We start from the raw sequence: 20,175 nt of genomic DNA, 5'->3' as shown, positions 1-20,175 counted from the left end.
GCATTTTCCTGGATCAGCCGCGTTGCCTCACCGCTTGGCCTGTGGCCACGGGTATCCAGGTCCCATGCTTTGATTGAACACCTGCACCCAAATCCAACTGCACGAATTTTATGCAAAGCAGGAACATAGAAGCATTACGCGAGTTAGGCACTGACCCATTGGACGTATCCTCGCATTCTGCGGTCTGCCTGGGTGGTCCTTGTTTTATAAACGAATGCCAGGACAATGTATCGCTCGCAGCTTTTCGTACCTCTTTTTGGCCTGCTGTTGCTGATGGGTGGCCTGTTCCACGGGCACGAGGCCATGGCGCAGGAACCCTGTCCGGCCGATCACGATAAGCTGCTTGCAGCCCTCAAAGCCAACGTGAAGGCAAGCGGCGGACCAGCCAATGGCGGCTTTGAAACCAACGAATGGGCAGCCATCGTTGCCCGTGACGGCACTGTCTGCGCGATTGCGTTCAGCGGCCCCACCCCCGACTCGCAATGGCCGGGAAGTCGGCTCATAGCAGCGGAGAAAGCCAACACGGCCAACGGTCTCAGCCTGGCTCAGATGGCCCTCTCGACGGCCAATCTCTATGCGGGGGTGCAGCCCGGCGGACCGCTATTTGGCCTGCAGGAGACCAATCCCGTCAACCAGGCCGCGGCCTATACGGGCGATCCCAAAACGTTCGGAAGCGCCGGCGACCCGCTCGTCGGCAAGCCGATCGGAGGCGTCGTGGTGTTTGGCGGCGGGCTTGCCCTCTACGACGGCAAGAGCATTGTCGGCGGCCTCGGCGTTTCAGGCGATTCCTCATGCGCCGATCACAATGTCGCCTGGCGTATCCGCGCGGCGCTCGGCTTCGACAAGGTCCCGGCAGGCGTCAATCCAAATCGCAAGGATGCCATTGTCTACGATCTGGACCCCGGCGGCAAAAGCGCTTCGGGCTGGGGCCATCCGCTTTGTGCCGGAACGGAGGCCGACATCGCGGCCGAACTCGGCGCCGGCGTGGGAGGCTCGATCAATAAATGAAAGCTATGCCGCAGTTGGCATTAACGCGCGTTGACGTAGAACGACGTACCCGCAAATTGGCAGCCGGGAATTCCTTTGGCGCTATCCTTCTGGTGACGCTGCTCGCCTGCGTGCTGCTTCTGGGCGCTGCGTCCGAGCCTCCTAAAACACCAGCGATCGTACCGCCAGCCGCAGCCTCGCCACCCGATGACGGCCAATGGACGATGCCGGCCAAGAACTACGCGTCGACGCGCTTCAGCGAACTCTCCGAGATCAATGAAGGCAACGTCAAGAACCTGCAGGTCGCGTTCACGTTCTCGACAGGCGTGAACAAGGGCCAGGAAGCAGCGCCGCTGGTCGTCGGCAACACCATGTATATCGTGACGCCCTTTCCCAACTTCGTCTATGCGCTCGATCTCTCCAAGCCCGGCGCCCCGATGAAGTGGAAGTACGAACCCAATCCCGAGCCGGCGGCACAGGGAGTGGCCTGCTGCGACGTCGTCAACCGCGGGGTGGCATTCGCCGACGGGCGCATTTTTTTCAATACGCTGGACGGCCACACGATTGCCCTTGATGCGAACACGGGCAAGCCGATCTGGAACACTCATGTCGGCAACATCAACATCGGCGAGACCATCACCATGGCGCCGCTTGTGGTGAAGGGCAAAGTGCTGGTCGGCAATTCCGGAGGCGAGATGGGCGTTCGCGGCTGGGTAAAGGCGCTCGACGCCGGCGACGGTCATGTCGTCTGGATCGCCTATAGCACCGGGCCGGACAAGGACGTGCTGATCGGATCGGACTTCAAGCCGCACTACGACATGGACAAAGGCAAGGATCTTGGCGTCACGACGTGGCCGCCGGAAGCCTGGAAGATCGGCGGCGGCAACATGTGGGGCTGGATTTCCTATGATCCCGATCTGAACCTGATTTTCCACGGCACCGGCAATCCCGGACCATGGAATCCGGATTTGCGGCCGGGCGACAACAAGTGGACGTCTGGCATTTTCGCGCGCGATCCAGACACCGGCGCGGCGAAATGGTTCTATCAGTGGAGCCCGCACGACCTCCACGACTATGACGGCATCAACGAGCAGATCCTGCTCGACATGACCTGGCAGGGCAAGCCGCGCAAGGTGCTGATCCGGCCGGAGCGCAACGGCTATCTCTACATCCTCGACCGGACAACCGGCGAGGTGCTGTCGGCAAAACCCTTTGGTCCCGTAAACTCCAGCAAAGGTGTGGACCTGAAAACCGGTCGACTGATCGTAAATCCGGACAAGAAGACCGGCACCGGCAAGGTCGTTCGCGATATCTGTCCGACGGCGTCTGGCCTCAAGGACTGGCAGCCTTCCGCGTTCTCGCCGAAGACCGGCCTGCTCTACATCCCGCACAACAATCTGTGCATGGATGAAGAAGGCGTCGAGGTGAACTACATCGCCGGCACGCCCTATGTGGGCATGAACGTCCGCATGATACCAGGGCCCGGCGGTAATCGCGGCGCCTTCACCGCCTGGGACATCGCCGCGGAGAAACCCGCCTGGAGCCTCAAGGAGAATTTCCCGGTATGGAGCGGCGCGGTGGTGACCGCCGGCGACGTTGTCTTCTATGGCACGATGGAAGGCTGGTTCAAGGCGGTCAGCGCCAAGACCGGAGACCTGCTTTGGCAGTTCAAGACCTCGTCCGGGATCATCGGCCAGCCTATCACCTATCGCGGTCCCGACGGGCACCAATATGTCGCCATCCTCTCAGGCGTCGGCGGCTGGGCCGGCGCAATTGTATCGGGCGATCTTGATCCGCGTGACGCCACCGCCGCGCTCGGTTTCGTCAATGCCATGAAGGATCTGAAGAACGCGACAACCTCGGGAGGCACGCTTTATGTGTTCCGGCTGCCTTGATGAATTGTACTTGACCGTAGGTCCGGCGCGAAAGGCGTGTCAACGACTGGCGATCGGCATGGCCGCCATCGCCTTCGTGTTCTTGACGGCCACAGCCGACGCACGTGAGTTGAGGGTCTGCGCCGATCCGAACAACATGCCGTTCTCCAACGCGGCCGGTCAGGGCTTCGAGAACAGGATCGCCGAAATCGTTGCGTCCGATCTCGGCGCGAAGCTGACCTATACCTGGTGGGCGCAGCGCCGCGGCTTCATCCGCAACACGCTGAAGGCGGGCCTGTGCGATCTCGTGCCGGGCACGCCGAGCAACCTCGAAATGCTGCGCACCACCACGCCCTACTACCGATCGTCCTATGTCTTCGTCACCCGCAGGGACGGCCCCGACGTAGCATCGTTCAATGATCCGCGGCTGCGCGACATGCGGATCGGTGTTCAGCTCATCGGCGACGATGGCGCCAATTCGCCTCCGGTCCAGGCGCTTGGCCGCCGCGGTATCGTCGGGCACCTCGTTGGCTATCCGGTCTATGGCGATTATTCCGCCCCCAACCCGCCGGCGCGCATCGTCGAAGCGGTGGCGAGTGGCGAGATCGACCTTGCCGTGGTCTGGGGCCCCCTCGCCGGCTACTTCGCCGCAAGGCAGAAGGTGCCGCTCCGCATCACGCCGGTTGCGCCCCGCATCGATGGACCGCAACTGCCGATGATCTATGACATCTCGATGGGCGTCCGCCGCGAAGACGATGCGCTGCGCGGCGATGTCAATGGCGCCCTGTCCAGGCACAAGGTCGAGATAGATGCCTTGCTGTCACAGTATGGCGTGCCGCGCCTCGATGCCTCGGGGAGCCCGGTGCGATGAGAGCCGTTGTGGCCATGCTCCTGTTTCCAGTCCTGGCGCTCGCTGCCTGCCAGCGCGAGGAACGTGACACGCGCCCGCAATCGGCGCTCGGATCGGGCGAGCAGCCGACGCCTGTGACCACGCTGGAGCCCGGCGGACAGCGCCCCCCCGCCAGCGATAACAAGGCGGCGAGCTTCGAGGCCAACGCCTTCCATATGAGCGAAGGGAAACGGCTTTTCGGCTGGTTCAACTGTTCGGGATGCCACGCCAATGGCGGCGGCGGCATGGGGCCGGCCCTGATGGACCAGAAGTGGCTCTATGGCAGCTCGATCGAAAGCATCCATGCCACGATCCGCGACGGTCGGCCAAACGGCATGCCGAGCTTCCGCGACAAGATTCCCGACGACCAGATCTGGGAGCTTGCCGCTTTCGTGCGCTCGCTGAGCGGCAACGCGCCGTCTTCCGCCGCGCCGCAACGCAATGACGACATGATGGCGCATCCGTCGGAAAACCGCATGCCCGACGCGGCCACGCTGGGGAAGTCGCCGTGAAACGTCTCGTCTCGATGGCGTTCGCCACCGCCGGCGCTCTGTTGCTCCAGGGATGCGCGGGCTGGCAATCCGCCCTCGACCCGAAAGGTCCCGCGGCGAGCGAACTGGCATGGCTGATCTGGTTCTTCACCGCGCTCTGCGCCGTGGTGTGGGTGCTGGTGATGATCGCCCTCGTCGTGCCCTTGATGATGCGGTCGCGCGCGCAGGCGGAGCCGCTCGCGATCGAGGCCGGCGCCGACGACCGGAAGCTGCGCGCGGTGATGACCGCCGTCGGGTTGACCGCCATTGTCCTGATCGGACTGACCTTGCTGAGCTTCTTCGCCAACAGGACGCTCGCCGCGATCGGCTCGGATGCCGCACTGACCATTCGGGTCACCGGCCATCAATGGTGGTGGGAGGTGCGCTATGAGGATGCCACGCCAAGCCGCCTCCTGACCACGGCGAACGAGATCCATATCCCCGCCGGGGAGCCGGTGCGGCTTCTTCTGACCTCGACCGACGTCATCCATTCCTTCTGGATCCCGAGCCTTTCGGGCAAGCTCGACCTCATTCCCGGCCACATGAACGTGCTCGACCTCAAGGCAGACAAGCCTGGTGTTTACCGAGGTCAATGCGCCGAGTTCTGCGGGGCGCAGCACGCAAACATGGGCACCTTCATCATCGCCGAGCCGCGTGCGAAGTTCGACGCCTGGTGGAACGACCAGTTGCAGCCGGCCGCTACTCCGACGGGGGACGAGGCCAAGGCCGGCCAGGATCTGTTTCTGAAGCGCCCTTGCGTGATGTGTCACAGAATAGGCGGCACGCCTGCCGGAGGAACGGTCGCCCCTGACCTCACCCATATAGCCAGCCGGCAGACGCTTGCCGCCGGGACATTGACAATGAGCCGCGGCAATCTCGCCGCCTGGATAGCCGACCCACAGGGCATCAAGCCCGGATCCCACATGCCGGTGGTGGAGCTCAGCGGCGACGAACTCAACGCCATGGTCGCCTACCTCGAGGCGCTTAAATGAGCAGCGCGGACCTCACAAGCGAACGCGACCTGCCGCCGGCGCGTGAAACCTCTACCGAGGGCGACGTCGCACCCGAGCATGACGGACCGCGCGACACCGGCATGGACGATGCCAGCCTGGATCGCTGGCTGGCGCGGACATGGCGCACGCCCCCCGGCATCATCGGCGCGCTGTCGAGCGTCGACCACAAGGTCGTCGCACGGCGCTATCTGATCACCGCCTTCGTGTTTCTGTGCCTGGGCGGGCTCAACGCTGTCGCCATGCGCATCCAGCTCTCAGGGCCGCAGCGCGGTCTGATCGGCCCGGACCTCTACAACCAGCTGTTCACGATGCATGGTGTGACCATGATGTTCCTGTTCGCCGTGCCCATCGTGCAGGCGACAGGCATCTATCTCGTCCCGCTGATGGTCGGCAGCCGCAACATCGCCTTTCCCCGCCTGAACGCGTTCAGCTACTGGATCTATGTTTCGGGCGGCATATTCGCCTGGGTGTCTTTCGCGCTCAACATGGCGCCCGACGTCGGCTGGTTTGCTTATGTGCCGCTGTCAGGCCCCGAATTCGCGCCGGGCAAGCGGGCCGACGTCTGGGCCCAGATGATCACTTATACAGAAGTTTCCTCACTGGCCGTCGCGGTGGCAACCATCGTCACCGTGTTCAAGCAGCGAGCCCCCGGCATGTCGCTGGACAGGATTCCGCTCTACGTCTGGGCAATGCTGGTTACCTCCTTCGTCGTCGTCTTCGCCATGCCCGCGGTGATGATCACCTCGACCTTCCTGATCCTCGACCGGCTGGTCGGCACACATATCTTCAACCCCGCCGAGGGCGGCGACGCACTGCTCTTCCAGCATCTGTTCTGGTTCTTTGGTCATCCGGAGGTCTACATCATCTTCCTGCCGGCGACGGGCATGGTCTCCGCGATCATCCCGGTCTTCGCCCGGCGTCCCGTGTTCGGGCATCTCGGGCTGGTCTTGTCGCTGATCGCCGTCGGTTTCCTTTCGTTCGGCCTCTGGGTCCATCACATGTTCGCGACGGGGCTACCCAAGCTCGGCGCCAGCTTCTTCACCGCGTCGAGCATGCTGATCGCCATCCCCAATGGCGTTCAGATCTTCTGCTGGCTGGCGACCTTGTGGGACGGCAGGCCGGTGATCCGCACGCCGCTGCTGTTCGTGTTCGGCTTCTTTTTCATCTTCGTCATCGGCGGCCTCACCGGCGTCATGCTCGCTTCGGTGCCGCTGGACCTCCAGGTGCACGACACTTATTTCGTCGTCGCCCATTTCCATTACGTGCTGATCGGCGGTTCGGTCTTCCCGCTGCTGGGCGCGGCCTATTTCTGGTTCCCCAAGATCAGCGGCCGCATGATGAGCGAGCGTCTCGGGCGCTGGCATTTCTGGCTGGCTTTCATCGGCTTCAACGCGGCTTTTTTTCCAATGCATCTCGTCGGGCTCTGGGGCATGCCACGAAGGGTCTACACCTATCCGGCCGAGCTTGGCTGGGGCAACATCAACCTGTTCATCAGCGCCGGCGCGGTGCTCTTTTTCCTCAGCTTCGTACTGTTCACGTTCAATCTTGTACACGGCGCGTTGAAGGGCGAACTGGCCGGAAACAATCCCTGGGATGCCGGTACGCTCGAATGGGCGACGTCTTCGCCGCCGCCAAGCTATAATTTCGCGCGGATACCGATTGTCACACACGTCGAGCCGCTCTGGGCCGAACGGGAGGCGCCGCCTGTGGCGACCGGACTCCGCGTCGATGTCCGTGAGCTGTTGATCTCAACCGTGGCGGAAGCCCACCCCGACATTCGCGAGAAATCGGCGACACCGTCGATCTGGCCGCTGCTGGCGGCAATCGCCGTCGGCGGTACGTTTGTCTATTCGATCTTCACGCCCTGGGCGATCGTCTGGGGCGCCGCGCCGATCGCCATCACCTTGATCGGCTGGTTCTGGCCCAAGGACGACCCGGAGGATGAGGGATGAGTGAGCGTCCCAGCTTGGATCTTTCGGACCTCCCAACCTTTGGACATGGTCCGCGCAGCCCGACCTGGTGGGGAACGCTCGGCTTCATGGCGCTGGAAGGCATGGGCTTTGCGTTGGCCGCCGGCGCATATCTCTATCTCGCCACTTTGTGGCCCAACTGGCGTCTAAGCGCCCCGCACCCCAACCATTGGCCCGGAACGATCGTCACCATCCTGTTTATCATCAGCGTGGTGCCGAATCACATCCTCCACGGCCATGCCAAGCAATGCGCGATCGTACCGGTCCGGATCGGGCTGGTGGTGATGTCGCTGCTCGGTCTGGCCCCGCTTGTCGTGCGCTGGTTCGAATTCCCGGCGCTGAACATCTACTGGGACACGAACGCCTATGGCTCGATGCTCTGGGTGCTGCTCGGGCTGCACACCACACACCTGATCACGGATGTCGGCGACACCATCGTTTTGACGGTGCTGATGTTCACACGCCATGGCTATAGCGGCCGGCGCTTCGGCGATGTCGGCGATAATGTCTTCTATTGGGATTTCGTGGTGCTGACCTGGATCCCGATCTATCTGCTCATCTACTGGATGCCGAGGCTAGGCTGATGCGTGCGTTGAAAATGGGAACGTCCTGGGGTGGTCTTCTGTCGGGGCCGATGGCTTGGGCAATCTCGACGCAGCTGAACTACGCACTCGTACCATGGCAGTGCAACCGCCAGGTGCCGGTGGTGCTTCCCGTGGCACTGGTGCTCGCCGTGCTTTCGCTGCTCGGCGGTGCCTTGTCATGGCGGGCGAAGCGGCAGGGCGGCGCCGCCTTCAAGCCTGAGCGCACGCGCAGCACCGAGCAGTTCGTCGCCGATCTCGGCATGCTTGCGGCATTGCTGTTTGCCCTCGTCATCATCATGCAAGGCAGCGCGGCTCTCATTCTCGACGTGTGCCTGCGATGAGCTTCGACGCGTTCTTCTCGACCTCGATCTGCTACGGCGCCGGCGCGCCCGAGGCCGGATGGACGCTCGCATTTCCCATCACGTTTCCGCTGGCCGCGATTGCCTTCCTTTATGCCATCGGAGCGACTCGGTTGTGGCGCCGCAGCAGCCGAGGCCGTCCCGAGCGGATGCGGCAGGCGTTGTTTTTCGCCGCCGGTTGGGGCGTGCTGACGGCAGCACTGGTCAGCCCCATCCATGCGCTCGGCGAGCGGGTGTTTGCCGCCCATATGATCGAGCATGAACTGCTGATGGCGGTGGCGGCGCCCCTCCTTGTCGCCGCTTGCCCAGGCGCAGTCCTGCTCTGGTCCTTGCCGGCCGCACTTCGCCGCGGGACGGGCAAGCTCACGCGCGCAAAGACGCTGCAATCCGTTTGGGCCCTGGTGATCCGTCCCCTCAACGCGACGATCATTCACGGCGTCGCCATCTGGATCTGGCACATTCCGGCGTTGTTCCAGGCAGCGCTCCAGCAGGGCTTTCTTCATTATGCCCAGCATGCGAGCTTCCTCGGCACAGCCTTGCTGTTCTGGTGGGCGCTCCTACCGCGCCCCGGTCGACAGCAGACCTATGGCAACTCCGTCATGCATCTTTTCTTCACCTCGCTCCATACCGGCCTGCTCGGTGTCCTGCTGCTGATGTCGCCCAAACTCTGGTATCCGGAGAATGGCGCCGGCGCGGCATTGTGGGGAATGACCGCGATCGAGGACCAGCAGCTCGCCGGATTGGTAATGTGGGTTCCGGCCGGCTTGATCTATGGCGGCGCCGCCCTGCTGCTCGCCGGCCTCTGGATAAGCAGCAGCGCAACCAGGGAGGCAACACATGCGCTCCGACCTGGGTAGGCTGATCGGGGGCGCCCTTGCCGCAATCCTGCTGCTGGCTGCGGCTGTCGCAGCGGCGACCTTGTGGTCCGACAGGCGCGAGCGCGTCCGGCACGAGTCGGATGCGGCGACCGGCGGCGTAGGCGCCCGCGCCATTCCAATCATGACGGCGAATGGCTGCTCCGGCTGCCATACGATACCCGGCGTGCCGGGTGCGCAAGGCCAGGTCGGACCCCGCCTGGACGGTGGCCTTGCCGACAGGGTCTTTATCGGTGGCCTGCTGGCAAACAATCCGGAGAACATGATCCGCTGGATACGCTCGGCGAGGGAAGTCAATCCGCACACGGCCATGCCGTCGACGAGGATCACCGAGCAACAGGCGCGGGACATCGCCGCTTATCTCTACGCGTTGAAGTAATTCATCCCTCGCCGCCGCGCCGGGACCACAAGCCGCGGCCGGGGTCATAGCCGATGACCGCCGCGAGGAAGAAGGCGATGAGGCAGCCAAGGACCACAACCGCCGCGACAGGATCGAACCGCAGATAGAGCGCGAAGCGTATCAGCTCGACCGCCGAGCTGAACGGGTTCCAGGCGGCGATTGTTGCCAGCACCGGTCCCGCCTCGGCAAGCCGCCACAGCGGATAGAGCGCCGTCGAGGCAAAGAACACCGGAAAGATGACGAAATTCATGACACCGGCAAAGTTCTCCATCTGTGTCGAAACCGAGGAGACAAGCAGTCCGAACGCGCCAAGCATGAGGCCCGCCAGCACGAGCGCCGGAAATACCGCGACGTAGCCGAAAACGGGCGGCCGCACATCCCAGAAACGCGCGATCAACAGAAACAAATAGACCAGCGGCACGCCGACGATCACGCTGGCCAGCAGGCGCGCCGCAAGCAGGTACCAGCGCGGCAATGGTGCGGTCAGCAACAGGCGCATGCTGCCCATCTCGCGATCGTAGACCATGGCCAGCGAACTTGCCATGGCATGGAAGAGCAGCATCATGGCCGCTAGCCCAGGCACCACATACACGTCATAGAGAACATAGGTCTGGTAGGGTGGCGTGATCGACAGACCGAGAACGGAGCGGAAGCCAGCGGCAAAGATTGCCAGCCAGACCAGCGGCCGTACCATCGCCGAGAGCAGCCGGCCGCGTTGCCGCAACGTGCGCAGCATCTCCCTGCGCAGGATGCCGTTGAGCGCGCGCACCGCGTGAGACGTTTTCATTCGGACTCCGTCAGCGACGCGAAGGCCTCGCCCGTGCTCGCCACACCGAGATCGGCAGCCAGGCGATCGGCGCGGCCGGCCCACCGCATTGTGCCTCGATGCAGCACCACCACATCGTCATCCGCCGTTAGTTCTTCCAGAAAATGTGTTGCCCACAGGACGGCAATGCCGCGCTCGCGGCAAAGCTCCCGCACGTGCCGCTCGAGCGCGCGGCGGCCCGGCACGTCGAGCCCGGTGGTCGGCTCATCCAGCAGCAAAAGGCGTGGGCTATGCATCAGAGCGCGTGCTATCTCGACACGGCGACGCTGCCCCCCGGAAAGCGCTCGGGCAGGATCGTCGATCCTGTCCAGCACGTCCAGCCAGCCGAGTTCGTGGATGGAGCGCTCCTTGCTCAAGGCCTGGCTAAGCCCATGCAAGGCCGCGTGGTAACGCAGGTTCTCGCCGGCCGTCAGATCGAGGTCGAGGGTCGGCAACTGGAAGACGACGCCCATCTGCGCCAACGCGGCGGACGGGTTGACATTCATCGCCTGGTCGAAGACATGCACCGAGCCGGAGCGGGCGTGATAAAGACCGGTGATCAGCGAGAACAACGTCGTCTTGCCGGCGCCATTGCGGCCTAGCAAGATGCACATCCTGCCTTGGGCCACAGAGAAAGAAACGCCGTCGAGAACCCGCCGGTTTCCGAAACTATGGCCCAGATTCTCGACCGACAAGGCGTTCATGGCCCGATCACGACGCCCCACGGCCCCCGCCCTACCGGCAGCGATTTCACCACCTCCTGGTTTTCCAGATCGATAAACGAAATATCGCCGGAATTCCCGTTTGCGCTGACCAGGCGCTTCTCGTCGCCGGAGAGCGCAACGTGCCAGGGTCGTTGACCAACAAGGTAGAGCCGACGGACCGCCAGCGTTTTCACATCGACTTCCGCAATCCTGTTGGCGGGGCCGAGCGCCACATAGACGGTCGTGCCATCGCGAGACGTCGCCATGCCGACCGCCTGCACACCCTCGCGTCGTATACCCGGCACCTCGAACTCGACTTTGCCGGTCTGCGCGCGCGTTGCCGTGTCGAAGACGGTGACAGTGCCCCGGATCTCCGAGGACACCCAGAATTGCTTCCCGTCCGACGAGAATAAAGCCGCGCGCGGCCGGGTATCGACCAGCAGATTGTCGACGAGTTCAAGCGTGCCTGCGTCGATCAGATGCACCATGCTGGTGGTCTCCGAAGTGCAGGCGACATAGCGGCCGTCGGCGCTGGCCGCCATTCCTTCCGGTTCGACGCCGACATCCACGGTGCCGATGACCTTGGCCGCGGCGATGTCCACCACCGACACCAGATTGTCATTCTCGTTGGCGACGAACAGCCGCTTGCCATCGGGATGGACTGCGAAGAATTCCGGATCGGCTCCCGAAGGCAATTCGCCGACGACCCGCCGCTTCGCGACGTCGACCACGTCGATGCGGTTGTCGTCGCCTTCCGCGACGAAAAGCATCTTGTTGTCGATCGACAGCGCCAGCCCGCGCGGACGGCGGCCGACATCGATCGTCGCCAGCAAAGTCATTGTCACGCCGTCGACGACCGCGACCGTATTATCCTGCTCATTGGAAACGTAGATGGTCTCGGCGGCGGCGGGAGCAGCAAGAGCGAACGCCGCCAACAACAGCGTCATCAGAACTTGCATGTGCTCTCCTCCAGGTCGATGCCCAGCGTGTCGAGCGGCGTGCGCTGATGCAGGAAGCCCGGTTGCGGTGAGCTGGAAATCAAGAGGCGAGGCCCGGCGATCAAAATGGGCTGGCGCATCTGTCCGTCCCAGGGACGGAAACTAAGCCCCTGCCCCTTGAAGCCAGCGAGAAGAAACGCGTCGCCGCGCATATATCTGCCGATTGCCGCGGGATCGAGACTGTGCAGGCGCGTCGTCGCTTCGCCGATACTGCGCACAGCGAGCCAGGCCGCGTAGTCGCTGGGCAACATCCAGCGCCCTGCCTGCCTGTGGAAACGGTCCTGCAGTTGCGTGGCGCCCCATTCCTCGCTGACAGCGCTCCAGCCTGTGGCGACCAGCCCTTGCGTGCCAGCGACGATTCTCGGCAGCGCGGTGCGGCCCTCCAGATAGGCGCCGAATTCATCCGCCTCGTCGGCGACCACGAGCACATCATAGTCGCTGACCTGCGTGATCGCGGGTATTTCGGTCTGCAGCGTGACATGCCCTGTATCGGAACGTCCGTTGGCGGGCCTGAATGTCCACGGCTGGTCGATCGTGATCTCGGCTCCGAAGCGAGCCGCCGCCCGTCGAAAGGCCGCAGCCATCGCCTGATCCTGCGAATGCGGCCCCACAAGCAGGAACCAACGCTGCCAGCGCTTCCAGGCGAGATATTGCGCCAGCCCGTCGGCGAGCATGGCGCGGCTCGGGATCGTGTGCAGGACGTTCCGACGGCAGTCCTGTTGGCGAAGCACGTCGTCCGGCGCCCGGCTGTTGAGCAACGTCATCTGCTCGGCACCGGGCGCGGCACTGGCCTGTAGAAGCTGACTGGCGTCGAGATCGGCGACGACAAAGGCGATGCCGGCATCGGCGAATTGTCTTACCGCGTCGTCCGGCGTTTCGGTTGGTTTCAATATTCTTTCCTCCAGCCGAAATTTCTGCCCAAGAAACCGGCCGGTGCTTTCGTCGTCGGCAATGCCGAGCCGTGCGCCTTGCAGGCCGTCATCGGTGACGGTTTCATCAAGGGGTCCAAGGGGCAGAGCCGGTTTGCGCTCCTGGCCGATATACCCGATCACCATCGTCTGTTGCTCGGTGGCGCCAGGGCCGGTGATCAGCAAAAGAAAGAGAAGGCCCAGCAACAGTCTCATTGTGTCGCCCCCAGCCCAAACCGCGACGATCCCGCTTCATCGCCACCAGAGATTGCGACATCGCGCACGATGCGCGCAGGCGATCCCTCCAGAACAATAACCCGATCCCCCAGCGACGAGGCATATGCGAGATCATGCGTAACCAGCAGCGTGGTAGTCCGCCGACTGGCGAAACAATCCTGCAGCAGGCGGCGCATGGCTTGCGCGGTCGCCTCGTCGAGTGAAGCGAATGGCTCGTCGAGGAGCAGGAGCGCAGGCTCCACGGCGAGCGCCCGGGCAAGCGCTACGCGCCGCGCCATACCGCCCGAGAGTCGCTGCGGATAGCTCTTCTCATTGCCTTTCAGGCCGACAGCGGCAAGCCACCGGGCCGCATCGGGCGCGCGATCTGGGATGGCCAGCTCTACATTGCGCAAGGCGGTGAGCCAGGGCAGCAGCCTCGGTGTCTGGAACAGCATGCCTATCGGAAGCGGTCGTCCGCTCACGCTGCCGCGAAATTCGCGGTCGACGCCCGAAACGATCGACAGCAGCGTCGACTTGCCGACACCGGAAGGGCCGGTCAGGACGCAGACCTGTCCGTCGGCTATATCAAGCGACAGCGCGCGAAAGATCGTCCGGCGCTGGCCGTCGTCACCGGGGAAAGTCTTGTCCTCGATCCTGATCCTCAGCATCAGCGTCGCCAGGCGAACAGACGACGTTCCAACGGCACAAGCAGTCCATACTCTATGGCAAGCATCACAACGCCGAAGCTGATCGCATAGGCAAGGATGTGGGTGACGTCGAAGTTCTGAAAATAGACCTGTAGCTGGAACCCGACGCCGTTGGAGCGGCCGAGCAGTTCGGCGAGCAACACGATCTTCCACGTCAATGCCAGCCCGCTGCGCAGGGTGACGAGAAAGAACGGCGCCAATTGCGGCAGCACGACATGCTGCAGCTTTGCAGCACGCCCGAAGCGATAGAGCTCAGCCATTTCGGCAAAGTCCTTGTCCAGCCGGCTGGCGCCTTCACGAATAGTCACCACGACATTGGGGATCTTGTTGAGCGCGACCGCAAGGACAAGCGCGGTCTCGGCAAGACCAAGCCAGATATAAATTAGAATGACCGTGATCAGCGCCGGCATGTTGAGGAGTAAGACGATCCAAGGCCTCATCCATATGTCGGCTCTGTGCGAGCGGCCTGCCGCGTAGCCAAGGGCCGCGCCGATGACTATTGCCGACCCGAGGCTTGCCACGACGCGCGCAAGCGAGATGCCCAAATGGTATGGCAGCTCGCCCCGAACCGCTTCGTGCAGGAGAACCGAAACAACCTGGACCGGACCAGGAAACAGCCGATCGGCGGCGATCGATGATGCAATCTGCCAGACGAGCACCATGGTCAGCAATGCCGCAGCCGATTGCCAACGCTGCATTGTGATGGGGAACGCTGGGACATCGGTCATTGGCGCGAGCTCAAGCCGGTATGGCCCGGAAGACACCAGGATCGAGGCTCGTCGCCTTGCCGACCAGATCCTCGCCGCCCAATTTGGCCAGGATTGCAAACAACCGGGCCGCGCCATCACGTTCGTCTTTGCCGAAACGACGAGGGATTCCGGCTCGATAGGCGGCGCGTAACGCCGCCTGTAGGTGAGGATCGTCCGTGCCCAATTGAGGCGCGAGCACCCGCCACTCGTCGTCCGAAGACTCGAGCAGCGACTTCGCTGCCGCGGTCGCGCTCGTGAATCGCGCGAGGGCTATCGGGTTGGCCCGCGCCCAGCTTTCATGGAAGACGTAGCCGAGCATCGGCAAGTCCACGGATACGCCAAGCCCCTGCAGGATTTGCGCGACACTGAGCAGAGGCCTTGCCCCCTCTGACTCGAGACGGGCGGCGAAATTCCAGAACGTCAGCAGTGCATCCAGTCGCCCCGCCAGAAATTCCTGCTCCAACAAAGGCGGCGCGCCGAACACTGGCTCCACCTCTTCAGCAAGATCGCGCTTCACCTGACGGAGGCCGAGAGCGCGCAACAGGATCCAGCTTTTGTCCAGCGGACCACCTGCGATCCCCAGCCTTTTGCCCTTGAGGTCCGCAAGAGTTCGAATGGACGAGCCTTGCGGCAGTTCCAGCGCGCCGACGGCACGAGAATAGGGATAGAACACCAGATCAGCGCCTTCGCTACGCTGGCGCATGACCCACACCCAGTCCGAAACGATGACGTCGACGCTGCCCGCCAGCAATGCGGTCTTACCGACTTCGGTCCCGGCAAGCCGCTGAGCCTCGATTGATACGCCGTGCACAGTGTCCAACGCATGTCGCCGCATGACGGCAACTTCCCAGGCGGCGGTGCCAAATCCCAGCACGCCAAATCGCACGAGCGGCGATGGCTGTGGCGCGGCTTCAGCGGAAGCACCCAATAGCCAGCAACAAATACCCGCAAGAGCGGCCCGCCGCGAGATGTGACCCTGATCATGCCGGGTCAGCCATTCGCCTGGAAGGGTAGCAGTCAGCACGGGCGCACCGGGTGTGAAGGAACTTTCCTAACGCGGTGGCGGCAGGAATGTTCCTCGATGGTGCATGGAACTAACGGGAAAGCACCTAAGGTCCGTTTTTCGGCTCGTACGGCAGTCCGGGGGCTTGTTCAGGCGAACAGAAGAAGGTGTCAGGGGCTACGGTCCGCTCTTGGCATCATCGACCTCCAACGCGTCCATTACAGGTGCCGGATCGCTCTTTTCGGAGCTCGGGCTCTGCACCCCGGACCCGGCGTTCTCGATCGCTTGCACGATAGCATCTTCGATGTTTCCGAGTTCGTCCTCCCTTACTTCACGCCCATAACCAGCCACCTCGGCATCCTGCTCGAATTGCTGAGCGAGCACCGCGACGCTGACTTCCTCTCGACCAGGAAGTGTGCCGACATTCTCCTGTAGCCAGTTTTGAAAAAACTCTCTGGTCGCGCTCATCTCAGACCACCCTTTCGCCAAACTAAGCGCGACGGTGAGCCGAAGTTCCATGATGCGTTCACTTTCCCAGTGGTGCTGTACTCACAGCGTTGGGAGCCACGAGGTTTTTGCAGGCTTGATGAGGCAGTGGCCTTTCTCTTCACGACTCGATTGGAGTTCACTCTTATTGTGCAGTGTGCATCCTGATTGCGTCCATTTCGACCCTGTGGAACAAGCTCGTTGAGTTGAAGTTAGGCCCGATGCCAAGCTTTTCGGGCGAACCAAGCTTTTCGGGCGCACAAGTTTTTGACGTTGCCATCGTCGGCGGCGGCCCCGCGGGGCTCGCTGCAGCCATGTATTTAGCCAGGTTTCTGCGTTCGGTGATCTCGCTCGACGCGGGGCATGCGCGTGCCAAGCTCATCCCAAAATCCCGCAACTGTCCCGGCTTCCCCGACGGCATCAGCGGGGAAGAACTGCTCGGCCGCCTACGAGCCCAGGCACAGCTATACGGCGCGAGCCTTGTCCATGGTTGCGTAGGCCACGCCGAAAAACGCGAGGGGTTTTTTGTTCTGACGACCACCTGCGGGATTGTCCAAGCAAGGCGCGTGATTCTGGCAACGGGCATTGTGGACAAGGCACCTCCCATTGAAAGACTGGAGGAGGCGATCGCAACCGGCATTGTCAGACTGTGCCCGGTTTGCGATGCATATGAGGCCCGGGGTAGCCGCATCGGCGTTGTTGGTCCGGAGCATCTCGCCGTCAGGGAGGCTCTGTTCCTGAAGGGATATGGCAGTCAGGTCGCCTTGCTCGCCAATAACCAGGATGATGTTTCCGAAGCTGCCCGCGGCGCCGCCTTGGCAGGCGGAGTTGAAATCTGGGACGCGGTCGATGACCTGATCCCTCGACGAACCGGGTTCGATGTCGTCATGGCCGAGGGCGCCCCGATGCGCAACATCGATGTGGTGTACCCTTCGATGGGCAGCGACGTACGCTCCGAACTCGCGGTTGCTCTGGGGGCTAACTGTGACGCAGAAGGCTATGTCCTGGTCAACCGACACCTTGAGACTTCAACGCCAGGACTCTATGCCATTGGCGACGTGGCCGAGGGGCTCAATCAAATTGCTGTTGCGTTCGGAGACGCCGCCAAGGCTGCAACTCACATTCATAACGACCTCCGCGATTGCGCCGAGCCGGCGACGAACTTCCGGCGAAGTTGACCTGCAGATGCGAGCGCACCGTACCGGCTCACCTTTGGCTGCGTTGATGCCCGGAACCTGTTCCACCCGGCGTGAGACTACCGGCTTCGGCTTTGCTAGAGTTCTCCCAGGCGCAGCCGCTGGGTTGATGGACGGGCACGCGCTGGCGAACGGCTGGAGGAAGGAATGAAAATTCTCGTCACCGGCGCGTCAGGTCTGATTGGAGCCGCGCTTTGCGCGCGCCTGGCCGGCGAGAGTCATGAAGTGGTTCGCGTGCTTCACCACGCAGACACTGGCGTCCACCCGGAGATCCAAACCGTTTCCGTGGATATGGCGCGGGGCTTGCGACCTCAGGACTGGACCCCCTACCTCGCCGGTGTGGACGCCGTCGTAAACTGTGCCGGCGTCCTGCAGGATAGTGCCCGGGAAAACACCCGGCATGTCCATTCTACCGGCGCCTCGGCTCTCTTCACCGCGTGTGAGCACGCAGGTGTGAATAAGGTGATCCACTTTTCTGCCATCGGGGTCGATCGCCAGCAGCCGTCCGCCTTTTCCGCCAGCAAGCTCGCCGGCGATGAGGCACTGATGGCACGTAGCCTTGACTGGGTCATCCTGCGCCCCTCCGTAGTGCTGGGAAGGCCGGCCTTCGGCGCAAGTGCACTTTTTCGCGGCCTCGCGGCGTTGCCGCTCTTGCCGTTGATGCCCGACACGGGCCGTCTCCAAGTCGTCCAACTCGATGACGTGATCTCCACCGTCCTGTTCTTCCTCAAACCCGGCAGCCCATCGCACCTCAAGCTGGACCTGGCTGGGCCCGAGGCACTTTCGATGAGCGAGGTCGTGGGTCGCTATCGCCGCTGGTTCGGATGGAGCAGTGCTCGGGAGTTCATCTTGCCCAATTGGGCCGCAGCTATCTTGTACAGGTTCGGGGATGCCGCGGCTCAGCTGGGCTGGCGCCCGCCGATGCGCAGCAATGCAGCAAAAGAGATTGCCCGTGGCGCTGTCGGCGATCCCCAACCCTGGATGACGGCGACCGGCATTCAACCATCAAGTCTTACATCTGCACTGCGTTTAAATCCTGCGACGGTGCAGGAGCGATGGTTCGCCGGTCTTTACTTCGTCAAGCCGGCGCTCTTTGTCGTCTTGCCGCTCTTCTGGATCATGACGGGCATCATTTCCCTCACTGCCGGCTGGCGCAGCGGAGTTGACTTGCTGATTGGCACTGCTGCCGGCCCCTTGGCCGAACCGGCGGTAGTCGCCGGCGCGCTGGCTGACATCGCCGTCGGGGCGCTTATCGCCTGTCGCCCAACCAGCCGGCTTGGTCTTTTCGGCGCAATCGCGGTATCGCTTTTCTATGCGATCGCCGGGAGCATTCTGCGGCCGGATCTTTGGCTTGAGCCACTCGGGCCGTTGATCAAAATCCTCCCGATCCTCGTTCTGCATTTTGCAGCGCTGGCCATTCTGGAGGAACGCTGATGACGTACTTCGTGCTTAAATACCTGCACGTGATCGGCGCTGCTGTGCTGCTCGGAACTGGTGCCGGCATTGCTTTTTTCATGCTTTTGGCACACCGGACCGGGAATGCCGCGACGATCGCAGCTGTCGCCCGAATTGTCGTGCTGGCTGATTTCCTGTTCACGGCTACGGCCGTTGTCGCACAACCTCTGACCGGACTGGGCCTCGCTAGGGTTGCGGGGTATTCGCTGTCCGAAGGATGGATCGTTCTCTCGATCCTGCTCTACATCTTAACGGGCCTGTTCTGGCTGCCTGTCGTGTGGATGCAGATCGAGATGCGAAATCTAGCCACACAGGCCGCACTCTCCAACCAACCTCCTCCCGAGCGCTACCATCAGCTGTTCAGACGCTGGTTTGTCTTCGGCTTCCCAGCTTTCGGCGCCGTGCTCGCCATTTTCTGGCTGATGATTGCGCGCCCGGCAATCGAGTGGTCATCGTTGTAGCTGCGATCGGCAAGCACTGCGCCGTGAATTCATTCGTCGCGCCTAGCTGGCTCGTGCCGGCGCGATGCACTGCGGTCGGGAACCACGGTCACTGCCGCGAGTTCTTTCGCATGGCCAATCATCCCGTCACCGGCGTGCTTACTTCAATCGGCACATTAACCTCCCGCCCCGCGGCATTCCTGATCCTGTTGGTCTACGCAATCCTTTGGATGATCTTCGAGCGACAAACCCTGGACTGGCATGGAGCGGCTACCTTGTTTACGTGGGCCATGACGCTGTTCATCCAGCGTGCCGAGCACCGCGACACTCAGGCCATTCACGCCAAACTGGATGAGATCCTGCGATCAGACCACAATGCCTCGAACATCACGCGGATCGACGATGAAGAGCCCGAGGAAATCGAAAAACACCGCCACCGCAGGCAGCAGGACGACTGATGAGCGGCGTTTTGGTTTCACGGCAGGACGAGTAGCGGGTTTCCAGCTTTTGACGCCTATCCAGCCCCGCCGCCTCCTGCGCTCAGGCCCAGGCCTTCGATCCTTGCTGCGGCTGTGGTTCAGCGACCGAAGGATCGGAGCCCCCTATTGTTCCACCGCATCCAGAAAAATTTGCCCGAGAACCAGGTCGGGCAAATCGGCCGGCTCGAAATGCGTCATTCGCCCTTCTGGTTGCGCTCGACGAACTTGTTGAAACGGCTGGTTTGTCCGTCACCAGTCTTGGACTGGTAAAGAAAGGCCAGATCGTTCTCGTCGAATATGCGGAAGAACTCGTCCCATTCGACCGGCTCGAATGCTTCCTCGGGTTTGCCGAAGTCGATCCGCAGGATGCCGCCCGCGCCTTTGGTGCGAACCACTGCCGGGCGTCCATCCCGCTCCTCGGCCCATTTGCGGATTTCGTCGTGATTGGTGGTCGTTTGCGACTGGGACATTGAAATCTCCTTTGATCATCGGCGTTGCCAACATCGGGCATCGTCGGGGCTGCCGGCGTCCTAACAGCACAAGGGCGG

General features: G+C 62.6%; 23 protein-coding genes. 14 read left to right on the top strand and 9 right to left on the bottom strand.

All coding sequences use genetic code 11. The features are described 5' to 3' along the window. The first annotated feature begins 225 nt into the window (after positions 1–225). Genes NKL06_RS26030 through NKL06_RS25985 form a run of 10 tightly spaced genes read left to right on the top strand, consistent with a single transcriptional unit; the run spans position 226 to position 9,460 of the window. Complete coding sequence (locus tag NKL06_RS26030; RefSeq protein ID WP_023712209.1) at positions 226–1,008, top strand: heme-binding protein; 783 nt, start codon at positions 226–228, stop codon at positions 1,006–1,008. Then, positions 1,005–2,882 carry a methanol/ethanol family PQQ-dependent dehydrogenase gene (locus NKL06_RS26025; RefSeq protein ID WP_023691428.1) on the top strand — a complete coding sequence of 626 codons (1,878 nt, stop codon included), beginning with the start codon at positions 1,005–1,007 and terminating at the stop codon, positions 2,880–2,882. Before NKL06_RS26030 ends, NKL06_RS26025 begins: the two co-directional genes overlap by 4 nt. Positions 2,883–2,940: 58 nt before the next feature. After that, complete coding sequence (locus tag NKL06_RS26020) at positions 2,941–3,732, top strand: substrate-binding domain-containing protein (protein WP_023815901.1); 792 nt, start codon at positions 2,941–2,943, stop codon at positions 3,730–3,732. After that, the gene (locus NKL06_RS26015) at positions 3,729–4,262 is read left to right on the top strand and encodes a c-type cytochrome (RefSeq protein ID WP_023668011.1); all 534 of its coding nucleotides are present in this window, start codon (positions 3,729–3,731) and stop codon (positions 4,260–4,262) included. Before NKL06_RS26020 ends, NKL06_RS26015 begins: the two co-directional genes overlap by 4 nt. Continuing rightward, positions 4,259–5,272, top strand: coding sequence for a cytochrome c oxidase subunit II (gene coxB / locus NKL06_RS26010; RefSeq protein ID WP_023691430.1), 1,014 nt, complete (start codon positions 4,259–4,261; stop codon positions 5,270–5,272). The genes NKL06_RS26015 and coxB overlap by 4 nt, the downstream gene beginning before the upstream one ends. Next, entirely contained in the window at positions 5,269–7,245 is a 1,977-nt protein-coding gene (gene ctaD / locus NKL06_RS26005; protein WP_023691431.1) for a cytochrome c oxidase subunit I, read from the top strand. The genes coxB and ctaD overlap by 4 nt, the downstream gene beginning before the upstream one ends. Further along, positions 7,242–7,847: a cytochrome c oxidase subunit 3 gene (locus NKL06_RS26000; protein ID WP_023681116.1), complete on the top strand. Its 606-nt coding sequence runs from the start codon at positions 7,242–7,244 to the stop codon at positions 7,845–7,847. Before ctaD ends, NKL06_RS26000 begins: the two co-directional genes overlap by 4 nt. After that, on the top strand, positions 7,847–8,188 hold the full coding sequence (locus NKL06_RS25995; RefSeq protein WP_023691432.1) for a hypothetical protein: 342 nt from the start codon (positions 7,847–7,849) through the stop codon (positions 8,186–8,188). The genes NKL06_RS26000 and NKL06_RS25995 overlap by 1 nt, the downstream gene beginning before the upstream one ends. Then, positions 8,185–9,063: a cytochrome c oxidase assembly protein gene (locus NKL06_RS25990; protein WP_023691433.1), complete on the top strand. Its 879-nt coding sequence runs from the start codon at positions 8,185–8,187 to the stop codon at positions 9,061–9,063. The genes NKL06_RS25995 and NKL06_RS25990 overlap by 4 nt, the downstream gene beginning before the upstream one ends. After that, on the top strand, positions 9,044–9,460 hold the full coding sequence (locus tag NKL06_RS25985) for a c-type cytochrome (RefSeq protein ID WP_023691434.1): 417 nt from the start codon (positions 9,044–9,046) through the stop codon (positions 9,458–9,460). The genes NKL06_RS25990 and NKL06_RS25985 overlap by 20 nt, the downstream gene beginning before the upstream one ends. A 1-nt stretch (position 9,461) precedes the next feature. Here the strand turns inward: NKL06_RS25985 and NKL06_RS25980 are convergent, their stop codons facing one another. The 8 genes from NKL06_RS25980 to NKL06_RS25945 form a co-directional block, all read right to left on the bottom strand. Further along, entirely contained in the window at positions 9,462–10,268 is an 807-nt protein-coding gene (locus NKL06_RS25980) for a lanthanide ABC transporter permease protein PedC (RefSeq protein ID WP_023691435.1), read from the bottom strand. Further along, entirely contained in the window at positions 10,265–10,990 is a 726-nt protein-coding gene (locus NKL06_RS25975) for a lanthanide ABC transporter ATP-binding protein PedB/LutE (protein WP_023691436.1), read from the bottom strand. Before NKL06_RS25975 ends, NKL06_RS25980 begins: the two co-directional genes overlap by 4 nt. Then, a complete protein-coding gene (locus tag NKL06_RS25970; RefSeq protein WP_023681110.1) occupies positions 10,987–11,949 on the bottom strand; it encodes a PQQ-dependent catabolism-associated beta-propeller protein in 963 nt (320 codons plus the stop codon). The genes NKL06_RS25975 and NKL06_RS25970 overlap by 4 nt, the downstream gene beginning before the upstream one ends. Then, positions 11,937–13,112, bottom strand: coding sequence for a lanthanide ABC transporter ABC transporter substrate-binding protein PedA1 (locus NKL06_RS25965; protein WP_023691437.1), 1,176 nt, complete (start codon positions 13,110–13,112; stop codon positions 11,937–11,939). Before NKL06_RS25965 ends, NKL06_RS25970 begins: the two co-directional genes overlap by 13 nt. Further along, on the bottom strand, positions 13,109–13,780 hold the full coding sequence (locus tag NKL06_RS25960; RefSeq protein WP_031210327.1) for an ABC transporter ATP-binding protein: 672 nt from the start codon (positions 13,778–13,780) through the stop codon (positions 13,109–13,111). The genes NKL06_RS25965 and NKL06_RS25960 overlap by 4 nt, the downstream gene beginning before the upstream one ends. Beyond that, positions 13,780–14,547, bottom strand: coding sequence for an ABC transporter permease (locus tag NKL06_RS25955; protein ID WP_023691439.1), 768 nt, complete (start codon positions 14,545–14,547; stop codon positions 13,780–13,782). Before NKL06_RS25955 ends, NKL06_RS25960 begins: the two co-directional genes overlap by 1 nt. Positions 14,548–14,557: 10 nt before the next feature. Next, positions 14,558–15,592, bottom strand: coding sequence for an ABC transporter substrate-binding protein (locus tag NKL06_RS25950; RefSeq protein ID WP_031203154.1), 1,035 nt, complete (start codon positions 15,590–15,592; stop codon positions 14,558–14,560). A 156-nt stretch (positions 15,593–15,748) separates the two neighbouring features. Further along, positions 15,749–16,090 carry a DUF768 domain-containing protein gene (locus NKL06_RS25945; protein ID WP_023696361.1) on the bottom strand — a complete coding sequence of 114 codons (342 nt, stop codon included), beginning with the start codon at positions 16,088–16,090 and terminating at the stop codon, positions 15,749–15,751. 188 nt (positions 16,091–16,278) lie between these two features. On the opposite strand from NKL06_RS25945, the gene NKL06_RS25940 reads away from it, so the two are divergent. The 4 genes from NKL06_RS25940 (at position 16,279) to NKL06_RS25925 (ending at position 19,606) form a co-directional block, all read left to right on the top strand. After that, entirely contained in the window at positions 16,279–17,235 is a 957-nt protein-coding gene (locus NKL06_RS25940; RefSeq protein WP_031202187.1) for an NAD(P)/FAD-dependent oxidoreductase, read from the top strand. Positions 17,236–17,400: 165 nt separating this feature from the next. After that, on the top strand, positions 17,401–18,687 hold the full coding sequence (locus NKL06_RS25935; RefSeq protein ID WP_023807295.1) for an SDR family oxidoreductase: 1,287 nt from the start codon (positions 17,401–17,403) through the stop codon (positions 18,685–18,687). Next, entirely contained in the window at positions 18,687–19,169 is a 483-nt protein-coding gene (locus tag NKL06_RS25930; protein ID WP_023691442.1) for a DUF2269 family protein, read from the top strand. Before NKL06_RS25935 ends, NKL06_RS25930 begins: the two co-directional genes overlap by 1 nt. A gap of 110 nt (positions 19,170–19,279) precedes the next feature. Next, positions 19,280–19,606: a low affinity iron permease family protein gene (locus tag NKL06_RS25925; protein WP_023681103.1), complete on the top strand. Its 327-nt coding sequence runs from the start codon at positions 19,280–19,282 to the stop codon at positions 19,604–19,606. A gap of 215 nt (positions 19,607–19,821) precedes the next feature. Here NKL06_RS25925 and NKL06_RS25920 read toward each other — a convergent pair whose 3' ends face one another. After that, on the bottom strand, positions 19,822–20,097 hold the full coding sequence (locus tag NKL06_RS25920) for a hypothetical protein (RefSeq protein ID WP_023667991.1): 276 nt from the start codon (positions 20,095–20,097) through the stop codon (positions 19,822–19,824). Positions 20,098–20,175 lie beyond the last annotated feature (78 nt).

Source organism: Mesorhizobium sp. C268A (assembly GCF_040324475.1).
Lineage (GTDB): Bacteria > Pseudomonadota > Alphaproteobacteria > Rhizobiales > Rhizobiaceae > Mesorhizobium.
The sequence above is the reverse complement of the archived record's forward strand: the minus strand, read 5'-3'. Positions and strand labels throughout refer to the sequence as shown.

Excerpts from the sequence above, each read along its gene's own strand:
- ctaD (WP_023691431.1), top strand. The coding sequence starts at position 5,269 with ATGAGCAGCGCGGACCTCACAAGCGAACGCGACCTGCCGCCGGCGCGT.
- NKL06_RS26025 (WP_023691428.1), top strand. The coding sequence starts at position 1,005 with ATGAAAGCTATGCCGCAGTTGGCATTAACGCGCGTTGACGTAGAACGA.
- NKL06_RS25920 (WP_023667991.1), bottom strand. The coding sequence starts at position 20,097 with ATGTCCCAGTCGCAAACGACCACCAATCACGACGAAATCCGCAAATGG.
- NKL06_RS26020 (WP_023815901.1), top strand. The coding sequence starts at position 2,941 with ATGGCCGCCATCGCCTTCGTGTTCTTGACGGCCACAGCCGACGCACGT.
- NKL06_RS25980 (WP_023691435.1), bottom strand. The coding sequence starts at position 10,268 with ATGAAAACGTCTCACGCGGTGCGCGCGCTCAACGGCATCCTGCGCAGG.
- NKL06_RS25945 (WP_023696361.1), bottom strand. The coding sequence starts at position 16,090 with ATGGAACTTCGGCTCACCGTCGCGCTTAGTTTGGCGAAAGGGTGGTCT.
- NKL06_RS26000 (WP_023681116.1), top strand. The coding sequence starts at position 7,242 with ATGAGTGAGCGTCCCAGCTTGGATCTTTCGGACCTCCCAACCTTTGGA.
- NKL06_RS25955 (WP_023691439.1), bottom strand. The coding sequence starts at position 14,547 with ATGACCGATGTCCCAGCGTTCCCCATCACAATGCAGCGTTGGCAATCG.
- NKL06_RS25925 (WP_023681103.1), top strand. The coding sequence starts at position 19,280 with ATGGCCAATCATCCCGTCACCGGCGTGCTTACTTCAATCGGCACATTA.
- NKL06_RS25995 (WP_023691432.1), top strand. The coding sequence starts at position 7,847 with ATGCGTGCGTTGAAAATGGGAACGTCCTGGGGTGGTCTTCTGTCGGGG.
- NKL06_RS25935 (WP_023807295.1), top strand. The coding sequence starts at position 17,401 with ATGAAAATTCTCGTCACCGGCGCGTCAGGTCTGATTGGAGCCGCGCTT.
- NKL06_RS25960 (WP_031210327.1), bottom strand. The coding sequence starts at position 13,780 with ATGCTGAGGATCAGGATCGAGGACAAGACTTTCCCCGGTGACGACGGC.
- NKL06_RS26030 (WP_023712209.1), top strand. The coding sequence starts at position 226 with ATGTATCGCTCGCAGCTTTTCGTACCTCTTTTTGGCCTGCTGTTGCTG.
- NKL06_RS25970 (WP_023681110.1), bottom strand. The coding sequence starts at position 11,949 with ATGCAAGTTCTGATGACGCTGTTGTTGGCGGCGTTCGCTCTTGCTGCT.
- NKL06_RS25940 (WP_031202187.1), top strand. The coding sequence starts at position 16,279 with ATGCCAAGCTTTTCGGGCGAACCAAGCTTTTCGGGCGCACAAGTTTTT.
- NKL06_RS26015 (WP_023668011.1), top strand. The coding sequence starts at position 3,729 with ATGAGAGCCGTTGTGGCCATGCTCCTGTTTCCAGTCCTGGCGCTCGCT.
- NKL06_RS25990 (WP_023691433.1), top strand. The coding sequence starts at position 8,185 with ATGAGCTTCGACGCGTTCTTCTCGACCTCGATCTGCTACGGCGCCGGC.
- NKL06_RS25985 (WP_023691434.1), top strand. The coding sequence starts at position 9,044 with ATGCGCTCCGACCTGGGTAGGCTGATCGGGGGCGCCCTTGCCGCAATC.
- NKL06_RS25975 (WP_023691436.1), bottom strand. The coding sequence starts at position 10,990 with ATGAACGCCTTGTCGGTCGAGAATCTGGGCCATAGTTTCGGAAACCGG.
- NKL06_RS25965 (WP_023691437.1), bottom strand. The coding sequence starts at position 13,112 with ATGAGACTGTTGCTGGGCCTTCTCTTTCTTTTGCTGATCACCGGCCCT.
- NKL06_RS25930 (WP_023691442.1), top strand. The coding sequence starts at position 18,687 with ATGACGTACTTCGTGCTTAAATACCTGCACGTGATCGGCGCTGCTGTG.